Raw genomic sequence first — 16215 nt, forward strand, 5'->3', positions numbered from 1 at the left:
GTGATTGAAACCTTTATCATACGAAACAGTAAGTAAGAAAAAACAAGAGCAAAAACTAAAGAATATATCTGATCTTTTTTTGATATTGTAAAATTATTTAACGCCTTTTCATGAAATTGAACCGTTAAAAAGCTAGGATACAACAAACCAGAACATATACCTAAGAAACTTCCTGACAGTAAAACAAAATAAAAACTAACCGAATAAAAAGCACCTAATATAGAACCAACTACACCAATAACAATCGCTATTTTTAATAATTGCTGAGATTTTATTGGTTTAATTTTAATTAAAAATAAGATAGTTGTTTTGAAACTATAATACAGAATGAGTGGTAAAACAAAATGCGTTACTTTTCTATTGCTTAAAAATAGTTGAGTAAATATTAAAATAGGAAAAAGATTCATGCCATTGGATAAAACAAACGGGATAAATCTCAGCGTAAGTAATAATTTTCTATATTTTTGATTCATTTTAAACTCCTAAATATTTTTTTCATTGACTTTATTATACTTCTTTTAAGTAAAAAATAAATCATCTAACTATTGAAATAAAAATTAAAAGTTATTTTTTTGAAAAGAGACACTGAAATCAGTTATAATAGATACCATTAACAAGGAGGTTTTTTTATGATTCAAGTGAAACAAATCATTACAGGACCAATTGAAGAAAATTGTTATCTTATTTATAATAATAAAAATCTATTGATTGTTGATCCTGGCAATGACGCTCCAATAATAAAAAAAGAAATTGAAACTTTAGGTTGTGACGTCGCTGCTATCTTGATAACCCACGCTCATTATGACCACATCGGTGCCTTAGAAGATATTCGTGAATTTTATCATGCGCCAGTTTATATTAATCCAATTGAACAAGAATGGTTGAGTAATCCTGAATTGAACCTATCTGGTTTGATGAGACATAATGATATTCCTAGCGTTATCTGCCAACCTGCAGAATTTGAATTTAAAAACTACGAAAGTTACACATTAGGAGACATGACTTTTAAAGTTGTTCCAACACCAGGGCATTCACCAGGTAGCGTTAGCTTTATTTTTGATGACTTCGTTGTAACAGGAGACGCCTTATTTAGTGGAAGTATTGGCCGAACTGATTTACCCTTTGGTAGCACTGAAGATCTATTAAATGCTGTTCAAACAGAACTTTTTACTCTACCAGACGAATTTGCAGCCTATCCAGGACATAGAGAACCAACAACAATTGGGAAAGAACGATTGACTAATCCATTTTTTAATTAAAAATAAGAGGCCGACAAAAGTCGACCTCTATTTTTGGCTATTTAGATAACGCTTTTCCGATAATGTCTTTTTCATTAACATCACCAAGTTTAGATAAATCAATCTTGTCCAGGCTATCTGCTGAATTAGTTATAACAACTACTAAATCATTATGTTTACCTGCATCTTTTAAAACATCTAAGTCAACATGAGCCACAACTGTTTCGGCAGTAACTTTGTCACCCTCTTTTACTTTAATATCAAAAGGAGCTCCCTTTAATTCAACCGTATCAATTCCCATGTGTAAAAGAATTTCTAACCCATTTTCCATTTTAATACCTAAAGCATGTTTTGTTGGAAAAATACTCATAATTTCTCCTACTACTGGAGAATAAACAACTCCACTAGTTGGTAAAACCGCATAGCCTTCACCCATCATTTTTTGAGAAAAAACAGGATCATTTACTTTATCTATCGCAATCAACTCACCAGATGCTACAGCGTATAATTCATCAGATACGTTTGATGTATTTTCTTTTTTCTTTTTCAAAAAATTAAACACAAAATCACTCCATTTCAATTTAGTCACACTATTTTAACATACTAATACTTTAATGAAAACGATTAAATAAAAAAATCATTTTTCTTTCTTACAATAATGTTAGAAAATTTTAAAAAATTTAACTGGTTTTCTTGAAGGTTATCATCTAAACTAATAACGTTGACATTTTATATATGAAAGGATTGAAAAAATGGATTTAATAAATATTTTGAAAGTAGTTTTCTTAGGAGTTGTCGAAGGAATTACTGAATGGTTACCTATCAGTAGTACGGGGCACCTTATCTTAGTAGATGAATTCTTAAAACTAAATGCTTCAGCTGACTTTAAGGAAATGTTTAATGTTGTCGTTCAATTAGGTGCCATTTTAGCGGTTGTTGTTTTATATTTTAGTAAACTAAACCCGTTCTCATCAACCAAAACGGCAGGTCAAAAAAAAGCCACTTGGCAATTATGGTTTAAAGTTGCTGTCGCTTCTGTCCCTGCTGCAATCTTTGGTTTTTTATTTGATGATTTTTTAGAGGCTCATTTCCATAAGTTTTTACCTGTTGCTCTAATGCTTATCATTTACGGTATTGCTTTTATCATTGTTGAAAATCGAAACAAAGGAAAGCAACCAACCACTGTTACTCTAGGCGGCTTAAGTTACCAGACAGCTATCATTATCGGTTTGTTCCAAGTACTTTCTTTAATCCCTGGAACATCAAGATCAGGTGCAACCATTATTGGGGCAATCATTTTTGGCTGTTCTCGATATGTAGCAGCTGAGTTCACTTTCTTTTTAGGAATCCCTGTTATGTTTGGTGCAAGTGGTTTAAAAATACTTAAATTCTTACTTAAAGGCAACACATTTGATATGACTCAAACCGTTCTACTATTAGTTGGTAGTGTAGTGGCATTTGTTGTTTCTATCATTGCTATTAAATTCTTAATGAATTATATTAAGAAAAATGATTTTAAAGTATTTGGTTGGTACCGAATTATTTTAGGTTCTATTATCATCGCCTATTGGTTATTTACAAAATAATTTTTCAAAGAAGCCTATTCTTAGGCTTCTTTTTTATAATCATTATCACTGATAATGACTATCGTTACCATATAGATTATAATCATTCCAATCTAACTTGTTTTATGTTAGACTTCATTTATTAGGAGGAGATCACATGGAACAATTAAAAGAAAAAAGTAGCATGATAGCCACCGTTATCTGTGGGCTATTAATGATTATTGGACTAATAAATCAAAAATCTGGAGGAAACATCTACCCTATCCTTTTTATTACAGGTATGGTTATTGGAGGATTTCATCAAACAAAAGACGGTATTATTGATACCATTGAAGATAAGCATCTTAATGTCGATTTATTAATGGCACTAGCAGCTATTGGTGCAAGTTCAATTCAGTACTATTTCGAAGGAATCATGTTAACTTTTATATTTTCATTAAGTGGTTCATTAGAAGAATTCACAACAAACAAAAGTAAAAAAGAAATCGAAAGTTTAATGGAGATTCAACCTGAAAATGCATTTCTTCTAAATGAGAATGGTCAAACAACAGAAGTTCCTGTTAAAGAGTTAAAAATCGGCGATACTTTACTCGTTCCAAAAGGTGCTAGCGTTCCGATTGATGGGGAACTTATTACAGAATTCGCCTCTATTGATGAAGCAGCCATTACAGGAGAATCAATCCCACGTGAGAAAAAACTTGGTGAAGATTTGTTTGCAGGAACAATTAACATTGGTAATTCCATAAAAATGACTGTTTCAAAAGAATCGAAAGATACTCTATTTAGTAAAATTATCCAATTGGTTGACGACGCACAAAATACGCCATCTAAAACAGCTAGTTTTTTAAGTAACTTTGAAAATATTTATGTAAAAGTTGTTCTTGTCCTTGTTCCGCTTGCTATTATACTTCCTTATTTTTTCCTTGGTTGGACATGGAATGAAAGTTTTTACCGTGGTATGGTTTTACTGGTTGTTGCCTCCCCTTGTGCCCTAGTTGCCTCTGCAACACCTGCAACTTTAGCAGCTATTTCTCACGGAGCTAAAAATGGGGTTTTATTCAAAGGTGGTATTTATCTGGAAGCATTGGCTGATTTAAAAGCCATTACTTTTGACAAAACAGGGACTATCACTAAAGGGGTTCCCATTGTGACTGATGAATTTTTCTTAACTGATAACAAACAAGTAGCCATTGACACGTTATTAGCCATTGAAATGGAATCCACTCATCCACTTGCCAATGCTGTTACAACAAAATATTTACCCTTTAGCTCTAAAAAAGTAAAGCTAGATATTAGTGATATTACTGGGTCTGGAATGCTTGGTAAAGAACGTGACAATGAATGGAAAGTCGGGAATGCTGACTTTGTTTCTACTCAACCATTAGCAAAAGAAATGCTTGAGCAAACTGAGCAATTACAAAAAGAAGGAAAAACAGTTATTTATCTTTCAAAAAATAATAAAGTTACTGCCTTTTTCGGCTTACTTGATGTTCCTAAACAAGATGCTGTTGAAACAATTAAATACTTCAAAGAGCAAGGTATTGAAACAACAATGCTAACAGGTGATCATTCAAGAACAGCAGAAGCTGTTGCTAAAATGATTGATATAGATCATGTGATCGCAGATTGTTTACCCGAAGATAAAACGATATTTATTAAGGAGCAAAAAGAAAAAATAGGAATTAATGCCATGATTGGTGATGGTGTTAATGATGCTCCTGCCCTTGCTAATGCATCAATTGGAATTGCAATGGGACAAGGAACCGACATTGCAATTGACGTAGCTGATATCGTTCTTATGAAGGATGATTTAGAAAAGTTAGCTGTTAGTCATCAATTAGCCATTAAATTGAAAAGAATTGTCACTCAAAACATTGTCTTCTCTCTATCAGTTATTGCTCTTTTAATTATTTCCAATTTCTTTAAGGTCATTAATTTACCTCTTGGCGTTATTGGACATGAAGGAAGTACAATATTAGTTATTCTAAACGGACTTAGAATGCTACGAAAATTACCCATCGAAAAGAAATTCGAAAAGAATAAAATTGAACAAAAAAACTCTTACACATCACTTCAAGAACAATTTAGCAACTAATATTTTAAAAGAAGTAAATTTAGATTAAAATTTACTTCTTTTTTTTTCGTTTAAATTGTAATCATCATTATCATATGATATAGTTTTGATTACTAGATAACACTCACAAGGAGACAGATAAATGAATCAAGTTACAAAAATAAAAGAATGGGAATCGTTGCTCCTTGAAGCTAGTATTCCTAGATGGGATTATTTACCTGACATTGAAATATACATGGATCAATTGGTTAAAATTGTTGAAAAGTACACATCTCCTTTTCAATTAAACCATAGCAAAGCTATAACACCATCTATGGTTAACAACTATGTCAAACTTAAGTTAGTTCCAAAACCACATAAAAAGAAATATGGAAAAAATCATTTAGCTCGAATAATTGTCATTACCATTTTGAAACAAGCCTTTGAAATTCCAGACGTTAAAAAAGGGATTGAATTTCAAATTGATTCCACCAGCGCTAAAGAGGCTTATAACTTTTTTTGCGACCATCTTGAAACAACAATCACTTGTTTCATTAACAAAGATAATGAGTCTATTACTATTGAACAACTGAAACAAGATTATGCACCTATTCAAATGGCATGTACCACTTTTATTGCAAAATTAATAACTGAAAGAAATTTGGATGACCTTTTACAGCAAACCAAACTATTGGAGGAAAAATAAATTGACTGAAAAAATAGCTATGTTAGTAGATTCTGGAATGGATACACCACCAGAATTAATCAAAAAAGGCGGCATCTTTGTCGCACCACTTAATATTTTATATGACAATGAGATTTATATGGATAAAATTGAAATTTCTGCTAAAGAAATTTACGACCGTTTAGATAAAGAGATTCCTAAAACATCTCTACCAAGCATTTCTTATGTACAAGAACTTATTGAAAAAATAAAAGAAGAAGGATATAACAAGATTGTTTGTATTACTATTTCTAGCGGTTTAAGCGGTACCCATAACGCCTTGCGCCTAACATTAGAGGAGCATAGTGAAATTGAAAGCATTATGATTGATACAAAAAGCATTGGTATCGGTGGCGGTATTCAAGCAGCTTTTATCAAAAATGAAATTGATAAAGGAACATCCTTTAATGCAATCAAAAAATTCACTGAAACACTACCTGTTAATGGTAAAGTTTTCTTTAGTATTCCAACATTAGAGTATTTAAAAAAAGGAGGACGAATCGGTTTAGTTTCTTCTATTCTAGGCTCTGCCCTTAATTTAAATCCTATTATCTCTTGTAATGAAGACGGGATCTACTACACCGTCAACAAAGCTCGAGGACGTAGAAAAAGCCTTAAAAAATTAATGTCTAGTATTGAAAAAACGATTGAAACTTCTCAAGAATATGATTTAGCCGTTGCTTATGGTATCGATAAAGACGAAGCTATGTACTTAATGAATGACATGAAAAAAGCTTTTCCAAACTATCGACACTTCTATTTTGGTGAAGTAAGTCCTGTTTTAGGCGCTCATACAGGACCTGGAGTTATTGCTGCTGCTGCACTTGCAATTTAATTAACATCTTTTATGATTAATTATTGCAAACTTAATGTGCTTTCTGTATAATGAGAATGTTGAATTATATTTGTTCTAACAAATATAAACTCTATGTCGGAGGTGAATTTTAATGCCAAACATCGAATCTGCTATCAAACGCGTTCGCACTAGTGAAAAATCTAATGAAGCTAACTCAGCTAAATTAAGCAAAATGCGTACTGCTGTGAAAAAATTTGAAAAAGCTGTAGAAGCTAACGCTGATAACCAACAAGAATTATTAGTTGCTGCTACTAGAGAAATTGATGTAGTCTCTGCAAAAGGACTTATTCATCAAAATAAAGCTAACCGCGAAAAATCTCGCTTAGCTAAAAAATTAGCTAAATAATAAAAACTTGATGGACTGAAATCAATTTGATCTCAAGTCATCAAGTTTTTTATTTTATCTCGATTGTAATAAAAATAATTCAAATGCTAATTCTTTATCCATCTGACCTGTTTTAATTTTAAAATCCATCTCGATTAATTCATTAAACATTTGACCTAGAATATCAAAAGATAAGGTTTTACTTTGTCCAACTGCTAGCTTAATTCGGTAAGGATGAATTTTTAGTGTATCTGTCATGTTGCTTTGCTGATAATTCATATCTAACAAGATTTTGACCTGAAGAAGCAGTCTTATTTGGCCTAATAAAATTGAGATGATTTTTATCGTCTCTTCACCGCTTATCAATAATTCATGGTATAAGTTTAGCGATTGGTCTGCTTTATTTTTTAAAACATACTGATTTAAATCGAATATATTATGTTCTAAAGATTTAGGGATTAGCGATGACACATCGCTTTTTTTAATTACCTTTGATTCCAAACTATATAAAAATAGTTTATCTAATTCATTCATTATTCGACTTAAATCCATATCAGTTAAATAAACAAGCTCTTCAAAAGCTGATTTTTCAATATCGTATCCTTCATTTTCAATGTATTGTCTTAAGTATGGAATTAACGTTTTTTCCGTCATCTTACTAACGTCCACTACTTTACTTTCCTTTTTTAACAACTTAACCACTTTTTTTCGTTCATCTAACTTATCATAACTAGCCATAAAAACCAATATACTCGTTGATAGAGGGTTTGACAAATACGATTCAAGTAAGGTTAAATCATGATTTAATTCCGTCCTCTTTTTTTCACCTGTTAAAAAATAAGGGTTTTCGACAAAAATCACTTTATGATCTCCAAAAAAAGGAACCGTTTCTGCTTCATGAATGACATTAGAAAGTTCAACTTCATTCATATCAAATCCAACTATATTAAAATCATCATCTTCTTCATCAGAAACTTGTTTTTTTAATTCTTTTTTGAAAGTTTCGCTCAAAAAAGTTTCAGTTCCAATCAAGGTATAGACCGACTGAAATTTCTTCTTCTTTATTTCTGATAGTTCATTCTGTAATGACATACTCTCACCTACCTATTTCTCTATCTATCCTAACACATAACAAATAAATTTCACTCATTTATTTCATCATTTTTGCTTTAGATAATGTTTTAGAAAATGGCTGCCAAGTAAAATAAACCATACCGTTTTCATCTGTTCTAAAAATTTCAGCATTTACATCAGTTAAATTATCTAAAGTCTCCTTTGAAGGGTGGTTATAACGATTATTTTTCCCACATGAAATAACTGCCATATCTGGAGTAACTCTTTCTAAAAAAGTAGACTGACTCGACGTTTTACTCCCATGATGTCCTACTTTTAAAATATCAGCTTGTAAATCCAGCTCTTTTTGAGCTAGCAATTCATTCTCTCCTTCTGCTTCCAAATCACCCATTAGGAGAATTTTTCTGTCTTTAATTGATAACATCATAACTAAAGAATCATTATTTTGACCATCTCCTGTTTCTAATGGGTACAAGCAATCCAAATTATAATTAGTTTTCTGCCACTTATTTTGATATGTCACCGCTTTTTTCTTTGTTTTCTTCAAACTTGGGTAAGCTAAGTACCGTTTAAAATTTGATTGATCATAACTTCCAGGACCAAAGCAAAGGTTCTTAATCTTCACTGAGTCACTTAATCGGTCCAAATCTCCAAAATGATCTTCGTGAGCATGAGAAATAAACACAGTATCTAATTTTTTAACACCTTGACTCTTTAAAAATGGAATTAACGTGTAATCTGCACCTCTTTTATCCGAACGTTTCTTCCAATCTTCAACTTCAAATCCTAAAGTTCCACCTGTATCAAGTAAATAATTTCCTTGATGAAATGGTAATTGAACAAAAATACTATCTCCTTGACCAATATCAACAAAAGCAATCATACCTATTGGATTTACATATTTAATAAAAGGTGTCACGACTGTTATACTTGATAACGCTATGAGTTTTTTTGTCATAACTATGCCGTTCTTTTCCCAACATATTAAAATAAGTAATTGAGAAAAAAGTAGGATAAAAAGCAATAGTATCGGTATCCTTCCGACAACCTGACGAAAACAATCAAAAGTATTTACCGTATCCCCAATCCTCTGAAAAAAGCTCAAAAATTGTTCAGCTACGCCAAAATGAGCTTTTTGAAAAATAAATGATAAACCAAATGTTAACAATAACAATGGCATAATCACAAGAAATAAAACAGGTCCCAACACCAGATTGATAACAAAACTTAACAAATTCCATTCATAAAAATAAAACCAAATTAATGGTAGAGATAAAATAGATAGTAACACATTAAATACAATACCTTTAATAAATGGATTATTAACTTTTTTTATAATTGGCATAATGAAAATGATTAAAAAAGTTAAATAGTAAGTCAATTGCCCGCCTACAGTTAGAAGTACGTAAGGATGAAATATGCAGTTGATAAACAAAGCAAGAGACCAACAGTCAAGAACACTTAACTGCCAATTAAAACGTTGATTAAGTTGTTTAATCACATGCTGAAGTCCTGCTCGAATCATTCCAGGTCCGCTTCCAGTAATTAGGACTATGAAGAATGTAAAACCTAAATTATACTTAAATAGTTGCTCTTTTGTTAAGAAAAATCTCAACAAACAAAAATCAAATAACGTTAAAAAGAAATAAATATGCATACCAGATAAACTAAATAAATGGGCCACACCTAATTTTTTCCATGTTAACTGGTAGCTTCCAGAAGAATTATTCTGATAACCAAATAATAAAGAATTCATATAGTCTTCTGTTAAATTCCCAAATCTTTTTTGATTATGAACAATAGCCCCTCTACGCCATTCTTTTATTTTCCAATTAATTTGATACAAAGGAAGTGGATAAGTATGACAGTCTTCTATTGATTCCAATTTAACTTGCTTGGAAATTCCTGTTGAATCTAGATATTCTGCATAATCAAAACCGTGTAAATTCCTCGCTTTTTCTATTTCTTGATTCTCAACATTTCCCTTTATAAGAAGCGTCCTTGTCGTATTTAATATTTTTTCTTTTTCACTTTCTTCTTTAAACGTGTAGCGAACCATGACTTTTTCATTCGTAGCTAAGTCAACCGCTTTCATACTTAACAAGTCACCATCAACTTTCATTGAATCAGGATAAATTTTTAATTCGCTCTTAAATGATTCATCTGAAACAATTTCTTTGTGACGATTAGTATAATTAATATGGAAAATAAACGCGAGAAACACAAAACAAATGGTCACCAGTAAAATATCTTGATTTTTTAACAAATAAATTCTAACCAAGGAAATAACCAAAAAGAATAAAAACAATATTTTATTATCTTTTAAATAAATCAAACTAACCACAAAACTAATAATCGGGAAAAAATAACACCCTCTAATCCTCTTTAGAATCAAACTCAGATTCATCAAAGAACTCAAGTGTTTTAAAATATTTTTTTGAAAGTTTTACTTGATGAACAGATGCACCAGCTTGCTCGATTAAACGAATGGCATACTCATCATTATGATAATCTTTTAAGTAATGAATTTTTTTTATGCCTGCTTGAAGAATCATTTTTGTGCATTGTAAACAAGGAAAATGCGTTACATAAATTTCAGAATTATCTGTTTTCACTCCAAATTTAGCGCATTGCAAAATAGCATTCATTTCTGCATGGATAGTTCTTACACAGTGTCCATCAACTAAATAGCATCCTTCTTCAATGCAATGAACATCTCCACTAACAGAACCATTATACCCGCCTGCTATAATTCGTTTATCACGAACAATTGTTGCTCCTACAGCTAATCTTGTACAGGTGCTTCTTAATGATAGTAAAAGACTCTGTCCCATAAAATATTGATCCCAAGGGATTCTTTCAAATTCCATAATGTCACTACTTTCTTTTTAAGTGTTATCTTATACTATAATCGATTCTTTCAAACTTTCAAATGTTTTCTCACCAAAACCATTCACATTTTTTAAATCCTCAATGGTTTTAAACGACCCATTTTCTTCCCGATATTCAATTATCTTTTCCGCCTTTTTTTCTCCTACACCGTTTAGTGTCATCAACTCTTCTTTTTCAGCTTGGTTAATATTAACTTTGTTAGATTCTTTAGATTCCCTTTTATTACCTTCTTCATTTTTTTCATTATGAACTTTTAACTCAGGAATCTCTTCTCCTTCTTTTGGAACGTAAATAATCATCTGATCTTCTAATTTTTCAGAAAAATTAATTTGTTTATCATCCGCATCAGACATCAAACCACCTGCTAATTCAACTACATTTAGCACCCTCATCGCAGAAGAAACTTCATACATCCCTGGTTTTTTAACAGCACCTTTGATATCAACATACATCTTATCATTAGCCACGAGTTCCTCAGATTCTTCTACTTTATTCTCTGTAGAAGAAATAACATCAACATCATCTGTTGCTACTACCTGATTTGACTCACTCACAAGAAAAAATTTAGTACCTAAAGCTACTGCCACCAATAATAATATTCCCCAAGGTAAATTTTCTTTCTTTACATATTTTTTTATTTGTTTCATTGAATATCTCCCTTCTTACTAAAAGATATGAAAAAAAAAGCAAAAAATGTTAAATTAACATCTTTTACTTTTCTTTTTCTAAATAATCTAAAGCATCTTTCACTGTTTTTACTGGTATTACCTTAATTGATAGGTTATTTTTTTCAACAGCATCTTTAGCTTCTTGATAATTAGTTTTTATTTTTGGATTTAGTTTTTTATCTTCTTTTTCTATCAAATCGTCAGGAGCAAAAAATAATTCTGCACCTTCTTGATCAGCAGCAATAACTTTTTTGTCAATTCCACCAATTCTTCCAACTACTCCATCTGTAGATATTGTACCCGTTCCTGCAATATCTTTTCCATTTCTAATATCTGTCTTAGTAATCAAACTGTAGAGCTCTAAAGTGAACATAAGGCCTGCAGATGGTCCACCAATTTCTTCTGTATTAAATTTAACATCTTGTTCCGTTTCTATTTCGGTATGATCGACTAATGAAATTCCCATACCTGCTTTTTTAGTTTCAGGAAGTGAGATCAAATCACCACTTACTTTTTTTATTTTTCCATTAGATTCATAAGTAATAGTGACCTCTTCGTCCACTCTTTTATTTTTAATATAACTAATTAAGTCTTTCGACGTCTCAATTTTTTTATCATCAATTTGAGTAATTGTATCTCCCACTTTTAAACGATGTGAAAAATTTGATTTTTCATCAACGGACATAACATAGACACCTTTATAATCAACTTTATATGGTTCTTTAGCAAAATCAAGTGCTACTTGAGTCGCGATATTTTGTGATGTTTCCATATTGTATCGTTGCATTTCATCATATTCTTCGTTGCTATCTGTTCCCATCATTTCTTTTTTACTTATTAAATCATTTGTCGGATTAATGTATCCTTTTATTAAGGTAGCAACTGTTGCTTGCTGAACTGAAACAGTTGTTAACATAAAAGAACCGTCATACTTGTCTCGTTTTCCATCAACAGAAACGTAATCTCTCAAATTCTCAGAACTTCCGGGCATTTCAATAAAATAAGGAATTGGAACAATCGTCACTAGCAACATCAAAACAATGATACCAATAATAGAAAACTTAAATCCTTTTCTTTCTCTTAATCTCATTTATTTATCCTGACCGTATTTTTGTTTTAGAGCTTTGTTTACATTTTCTGGTACAAAAGATGATACATCTCCCTGAAATTTAGCAATCTCTTTAATCATACTTGAGCTAATATTACTATACAATTCATCTGCTAATAAAAATACTGTTTCAATTTCAGAATCCATTTGTTTATTCATAAAAGCAATATTTTTTTCATACTCATAATCTTGGCTATTTCTAACGCCTCTAATTAAAAATTTAGCTTCTAATTTTTTTGCAATGTTAACAGTCAAATCTTCAGTTTGTGTTAGGACCTTTACATTTCCTAAATGAGTCACAGCTATTTCAGTTAGTTCTTTTTTTTCGTCTGGCAAAAATAAAGGCTTCTTCGTCGTATTCGTAAAAATACCAATAATAACCTCATCAAAAAGTCGACTTGCTCTTTCAACTGTATTCAAATGACCATTGGTAAAAGGGTCAAAACTTCCGGGAAATAAAGCTATTCTTTTTTCTCTCATGTTTAATCATCCTTTATTATCGATAAATACTAACTTTTGTTGCTCCATAATCTTGTTCTTTTATTTTTTCTAGTTGCTGAATTGAATCTGGTAACTCTATTTGTCGGTCAGTTTCACAGATGATACGAGCGCTATCGCAAAGCAAGTTTAACTGAATCATCTCCTCTATTTGATCAACAATCTTCTGTTTAGCATATGGAGGATCTAGAAAAATCAAATCAAACGATACACTATTTTCCGACAACCAATGTAAACCTTTATCTGCATCCATCTTTTTAACAACAAATGCAGATTCTTTCTTCGTTAAAGCGATATTTTCTTTAATGACGCTAACTGCTTTAAAGTGATTATCAAAACAATACGCTTGTTTACAACGTCTAGAGACAGCTTCAATAGCAAGATTTCCACTACCACTAAACAGATCAAGAACTACCTCATTTTCAAAATAAGGCCCAATCATATTGAAAATAGATCCTTTTATTTTATCACTTGTTGGTCTTGTATTATCACCAGAAAGAGAATTTAATCTTCGCCCCTTGAAATCTCCTGCTATTACTCGCATAGTTACTTACCCCTTAATTATTTTATGCTTTACATTATAACAAACTTTTCCAAAAAAATACTTATTAATCAATATAAAAAACAGAGAGTCCCGATATGGTAACTCTCTGTTTCAACAGTTTAGTTTAAACCAATTTCTTTCACAACAACTTCAGCAATTTTATCTACATAATAATTAACTTTCTCTTCAGTTGGAGCTTCCGCCATAACACGTAACAAAGGCTCTGTTCCAGAAGGTCTAACTAATACGCGACCATCACCGGCCATTTCAGCTTCCACTTCATCAATCACAGCTTTAATAGCAGGAACATTCATTGCTCCATTTTTATCACTTACTTTAATATTAACAAGTTTTTGTGGATACTCTTCAATTTCTGACGTAAGTTCTGATAATTTTTTACCAGTTTCTTTCATAACATTCATTAATTGAATACCAGATAGTAACCCATCACCTGTTGTATTATAGTCGACAAATACAATGTGACCTGATTGTTCTCCACCCAAATTAAAACCTGATTTTCTCATTTCTTCAACCACATAACGGTCACCAACTTGTGTACATACAGCATTCATTCCAGCTTCGCTAACCGCTTTATGGAATCCCAAATTACTCATAACTGTTGCAACAATTGTATTACCGTTTAGTTTACCTTGTTCTTTCAAATACTTACCACATATATAAAGAATTTTATCTCCATCTACAATATTTCCTTTTTCATCAACTGCAATGACACGGTCGCCATCACCATCAAATGCTAACCCTAAATCAGCTTCTTTTTCGACAACAAATTTGGCCAATTCTTCTGGATGAGTAGAACCTACACCCGCATTGATATTTAAACCATCTGGTCTAACTCCCATTGTATAAAAATCAGTATCTAAATCAGCGAATAAATGATTAACAAGTGGCGAAGTCGCACCATTGGCACCATCCAAGCAGACTGTTAAACCTGAAAGGTCATCAGGAATTGTCTCTTTAAGAAATTCCATATATTTCTGCAACCCTTCTGGATAGTCATCTAAGGTACCTAATCCGTCTGCAGAAGGTCTTGGTAGTGTATCTTCCTTAGCATCAAGTAATGCTTCAATCTCTAACTCTTCATCATCAGCTAGCTTAAAACCATCTGGACCAAAGAATTTGATTCCATTGTCTTCAGCTGGATTGTGAGAAGCAGAAATCATAACACCTGCTGCTGCTTTTTGACTTCTTGTTAAATAAGAAACTCCTGGTGTACTTATCACACCTAACTGCAGTACTTCGATCCCAACCGATAATAACCCAGCAATTAATGCTTGCTCTAAAAGTTGACCAGAAATACGTGTATCTCTACCAACTAGGACTTGAGGCATTTGATTTTCTAAATCACTATGTTGAACTAATACATAACCTCCACAACGTCCAATTTTAAATGCTAGTTCTGGGGTTAATTCTTGATTCGCAATTCCTCTAACGCCATCTGTTCCAAAATACTTACCCATTTTTAAATAAATCTCCTAACCGATTATGCTTAATTTTTATTTTAATCTATTTACTTTTTTTACTACTATCAGAAATTTTATCAGAATCTCCAGACGTTGTCGACTTATCCTTTTTTGAAGCACTAGAATTGTCTTTGTTTGGAGTCACCGTTACAAACACTGTATCAGGACTGACTTTAACTTCTTTAGGTACTACCACTACATAAGAACTACCTATTGTTTCTCTAATATTTGAAGTATCAATTTTCAAATCAATTGAATTGATTTCATCAATCATATCTTTTGGACCAGTAATGTCCACATTCTGTTGCTCAAGTGAAAATGAATAATCTTTAATTCCTTTAGGGATAATACCCGATTGAATTGGATTAATTTTCACTTTTTTAGTCGGTGCTGTCACACTGACATCTACTCTGACAGACTCGGGTTCAATTTTCACATTAACCGGTTCACCCTTCGAATCTACTGCATAGACTTTTACCTTTTGAGAAAAATCGCTTGAAACATCGCTCTTATCACTTATTCCTGCAATGACCTTTGAGACATGCTTGATTGAATCTTCACCACCAGATATTGTTACATTGGCTGGATCAATATCTGTTCGCTCAACCTGGAATCCATTAGAAAATATTTTGTTATCGATAGCTGCGTCCACTGGAAATTTATTACTCTTCTTCTTTTCTATGGTTACACTTAGTTTATTAGGTTTTATTGTTCCTTTAATTGACGCTGGCAAACCAACAATTTGAAGCGGCACTTCATGTGTTCCTTCTTTATACTTCGTTAAATCCATCAATACTGAAAAGCTTCTAGTTTCAGCATTGGATTCTTTATCAAGTAAAATTTTATTTGGACTCTTTAAATCTACACTAACAGTCTGCTCAAAACCAGAAACAAAATATTTATCTTGATTATAAGTCACATTGACTGGAACTTTTTCAGCGGTTGCTGTTAACTCATTAAAATTTGTTTCTTCATTCGTTAAGCTTAACGAATTAGCATTGTAAAAAAGAAGAACCGCAAAGAATAATGATAAAATCCGAATTAACCAGGGACCTTTATTTGTTTTTTTCATTATTTTTTACCTCCTTTGAAGCTTTTCCTAGTGCCTTCAATGAATTGATAAAAAATATTTTGTTTATTGTCTTCAATTTTTTGAATTAACTCTTTGTTTAGAATATCAATATATTCA

16 protein-coding genes and 1 pseudogene are annotated in these 16215 nt (G+C 31.7%); 6 read left to right on the forward strand and 11 right to left on the reverse strand.

From position 1 onward, the window contains the following. Window positions 1–473: pseudogene (locus RR554_RS08655) on the reverse strand (hypothetical protein); the annotation flags it as partial. 156 nt (window positions 474–629) lie between these two features. On the opposite strand from RR554_RS08655, the gene RR554_RS08660 reads away from it, so the two are divergent. Continuing rightward, the gene (locus RR554_RS08660; RefSeq protein ID WP_332462945.1) at window positions 630–1259 is read left to right on the forward strand and encodes an MBL fold metallo-hydrolase; all 630 of its coding nucleotides are present in this window, start codon (window positions 630–632) and stop codon (window positions 1257–1259) included. A gap of 37 nt (window positions 1260–1296) precedes the next feature. Here the strand turns inward: RR554_RS08660 and RR554_RS08665 are convergent, their stop codons facing one another. Further along, window positions 1297–1800 carry a PTS sugar transporter subunit IIA gene (locus RR554_RS08665; RefSeq protein ID WP_332462946.1) on the reverse strand — a complete coding sequence of 168 codons (504 nt, stop codon included), beginning with the start codon at window positions 1798–1800 and terminating at the stop codon, window positions 1297–1299. A 190-nt stretch (window positions 1801–1990) separates the two neighbouring features. Here RR554_RS08665 and RR554_RS08670 point away from each other — a divergent pair, with 190 nt between their 5' ends. The 5 genes from RR554_RS08670 to rpsT all read left to right on the forward strand — a co-directional run bounded on the left by RR554_RS08670 (window position 1991) and on the right by rpsT (window position 6782). Beyond that, complete coding sequence (locus RR554_RS08670) at window positions 1991–2824, forward strand: undecaprenyl-diphosphate phosphatase (RefSeq protein WP_332462947.1); 834 nt, start codon at window positions 1991–1993, stop codon at window positions 2822–2824. A 136-nt stretch (window positions 2825–2960) separates the two neighbouring features. Next, complete coding sequence (locus tag RR554_RS08675; protein WP_332467835.1) at window positions 2961–4898, forward strand: heavy metal translocating P-type ATPase; 1938 nt, start codon at window positions 2961–2963, stop codon at window positions 4896–4898. A gap of 121 nt (window positions 4899–5019) precedes the next feature. Then, on the forward strand, window positions 5020–5562 hold the full coding sequence (locus RR554_RS08680; RefSeq protein ID WP_332462949.1) for a DUF1836 domain-containing protein: 543 nt from the start codon (window positions 5020–5022) through the stop codon (window positions 5560–5562). A 19-nt stretch (window positions 5563–5581) separates the two neighbouring features. Beyond that, complete coding sequence (locus RR554_RS08685) at window positions 5582–6415, forward strand: DegV family protein (RefSeq protein ID WP_443081332.1); 834 nt, start codon at window positions 5582–5584, stop codon at window positions 6413–6415. A gap of 112 nt (window positions 6416–6527) precedes the next feature. Next, window positions 6528–6782, forward strand: a complete 255-nt coding sequence (gene rpsT, locus RR554_RS08690) for a 30S ribosomal protein S20 (protein WP_332467837.1) — start codon at window positions 6528–6530, stop codon at window positions 6780–6782. Between the two features lie 54 nt (window positions 6783–6836). Here the strand turns inward: rpsT and holA are convergent, their stop codons facing one another. The 9 genes from holA to RR554_RS08735 all read right to left on the reverse strand — a co-directional run bounded on the left by holA (window position 6837) and on the right by RR554_RS08735 (window position 16098). Beyond that, the gene (gene holA, locus RR554_RS08695; RefSeq protein WP_332467838.1) at window positions 6837–7853 is read right to left on the reverse strand and encodes a DNA polymerase III subunit delta; all 1017 of its coding nucleotides are present in this window, start codon (window positions 7851–7853) and stop codon (window positions 6837–6839) included. A gap of 58 nt (window positions 7854–7911) precedes the next feature. Beyond that, a complete protein-coding gene (locus RR554_RS08700) occupies window positions 7912–10179 on the reverse strand; it encodes a DNA internalization-related competence protein ComEC/Rec2 (RefSeq protein ID WP_332467839.1) in 2268 nt (755 codons plus the stop codon). A 31-nt stretch (window positions 10180–10210) separates the two neighbouring features. Next, window positions 10211–10705: a ComE operon protein 2 gene (locus RR554_RS08705; protein ID WP_332462954.1), complete on the reverse strand. Its 495-nt coding sequence runs from the start codon at window positions 10703–10705 to the stop codon at window positions 10211–10213. A 30-nt stretch (window positions 10706–10735) separates the two neighbouring features. After that, on the reverse strand, window positions 10736–11374 hold the full coding sequence (locus RR554_RS08710) for a helix-hairpin-helix domain-containing protein (protein WP_332462955.1): 639 nt from the start codon (window positions 11372–11374) through the stop codon (window positions 10736–10738). Between the two features lie 64 nt (window positions 11375–11438). Further along, complete coding sequence (locus tag RR554_RS08715) at window positions 11439–12485, reverse strand: SepM family pheromone-processing serine protease (protein WP_332462956.1); 1047 nt, start codon at window positions 12483–12485, stop codon at window positions 11439–11441. Next, window positions 12486–12983 carry a pantetheine-phosphate adenylyltransferase gene (gene coaD, locus RR554_RS08720; RefSeq protein ID WP_332462957.1) on the reverse strand — a complete coding sequence of 166 codons (498 nt, stop codon included), beginning with the start codon at window positions 12981–12983 and terminating at the stop codon, window positions 12486–12488. Window positions 12984–12999: 16 nt separating this feature from the next. Next, window positions 13000–13545, reverse strand: coding sequence for a 16S rRNA (guanine(966)-N(2))-methyltransferase RsmD (gene rsmD / locus RR554_RS08725; protein ID WP_332467840.1), 546 nt, complete (start codon window positions 13543–13545; stop codon window positions 13000–13002). 119 nt (window positions 13546–13664) lie between these two features. Continuing rightward, window positions 13665–15023 (reverse strand): phosphoglucosamine mutase, encoded by a 1359-nt coding sequence (glmM, locus tag RR554_RS08730; protein WP_332467841.1) that lies wholly within the window; start codon window positions 15021–15023, stop codon window positions 13665–13667. 46 nt (window positions 15024–15069) lie between these two features. Then, the gene (locus tag RR554_RS08735) at window positions 15070–16098 is read right to left on the reverse strand and encodes a CdaR family protein (protein ID WP_332467842.1); all 1029 of its coding nucleotides are present in this window, start codon (window positions 16096–16098) and stop codon (window positions 15070–15072) included. Between the last annotated feature and the right edge of the window lie 117 nt (window positions 16099–16215).

Source organism: Vagococcus sp. (genome assembly GCF_036639995.1).
GTDB lineage: Bacteria > Bacillota > Bacilli > Lactobacillales > Vagococcaceae > Vagococcus.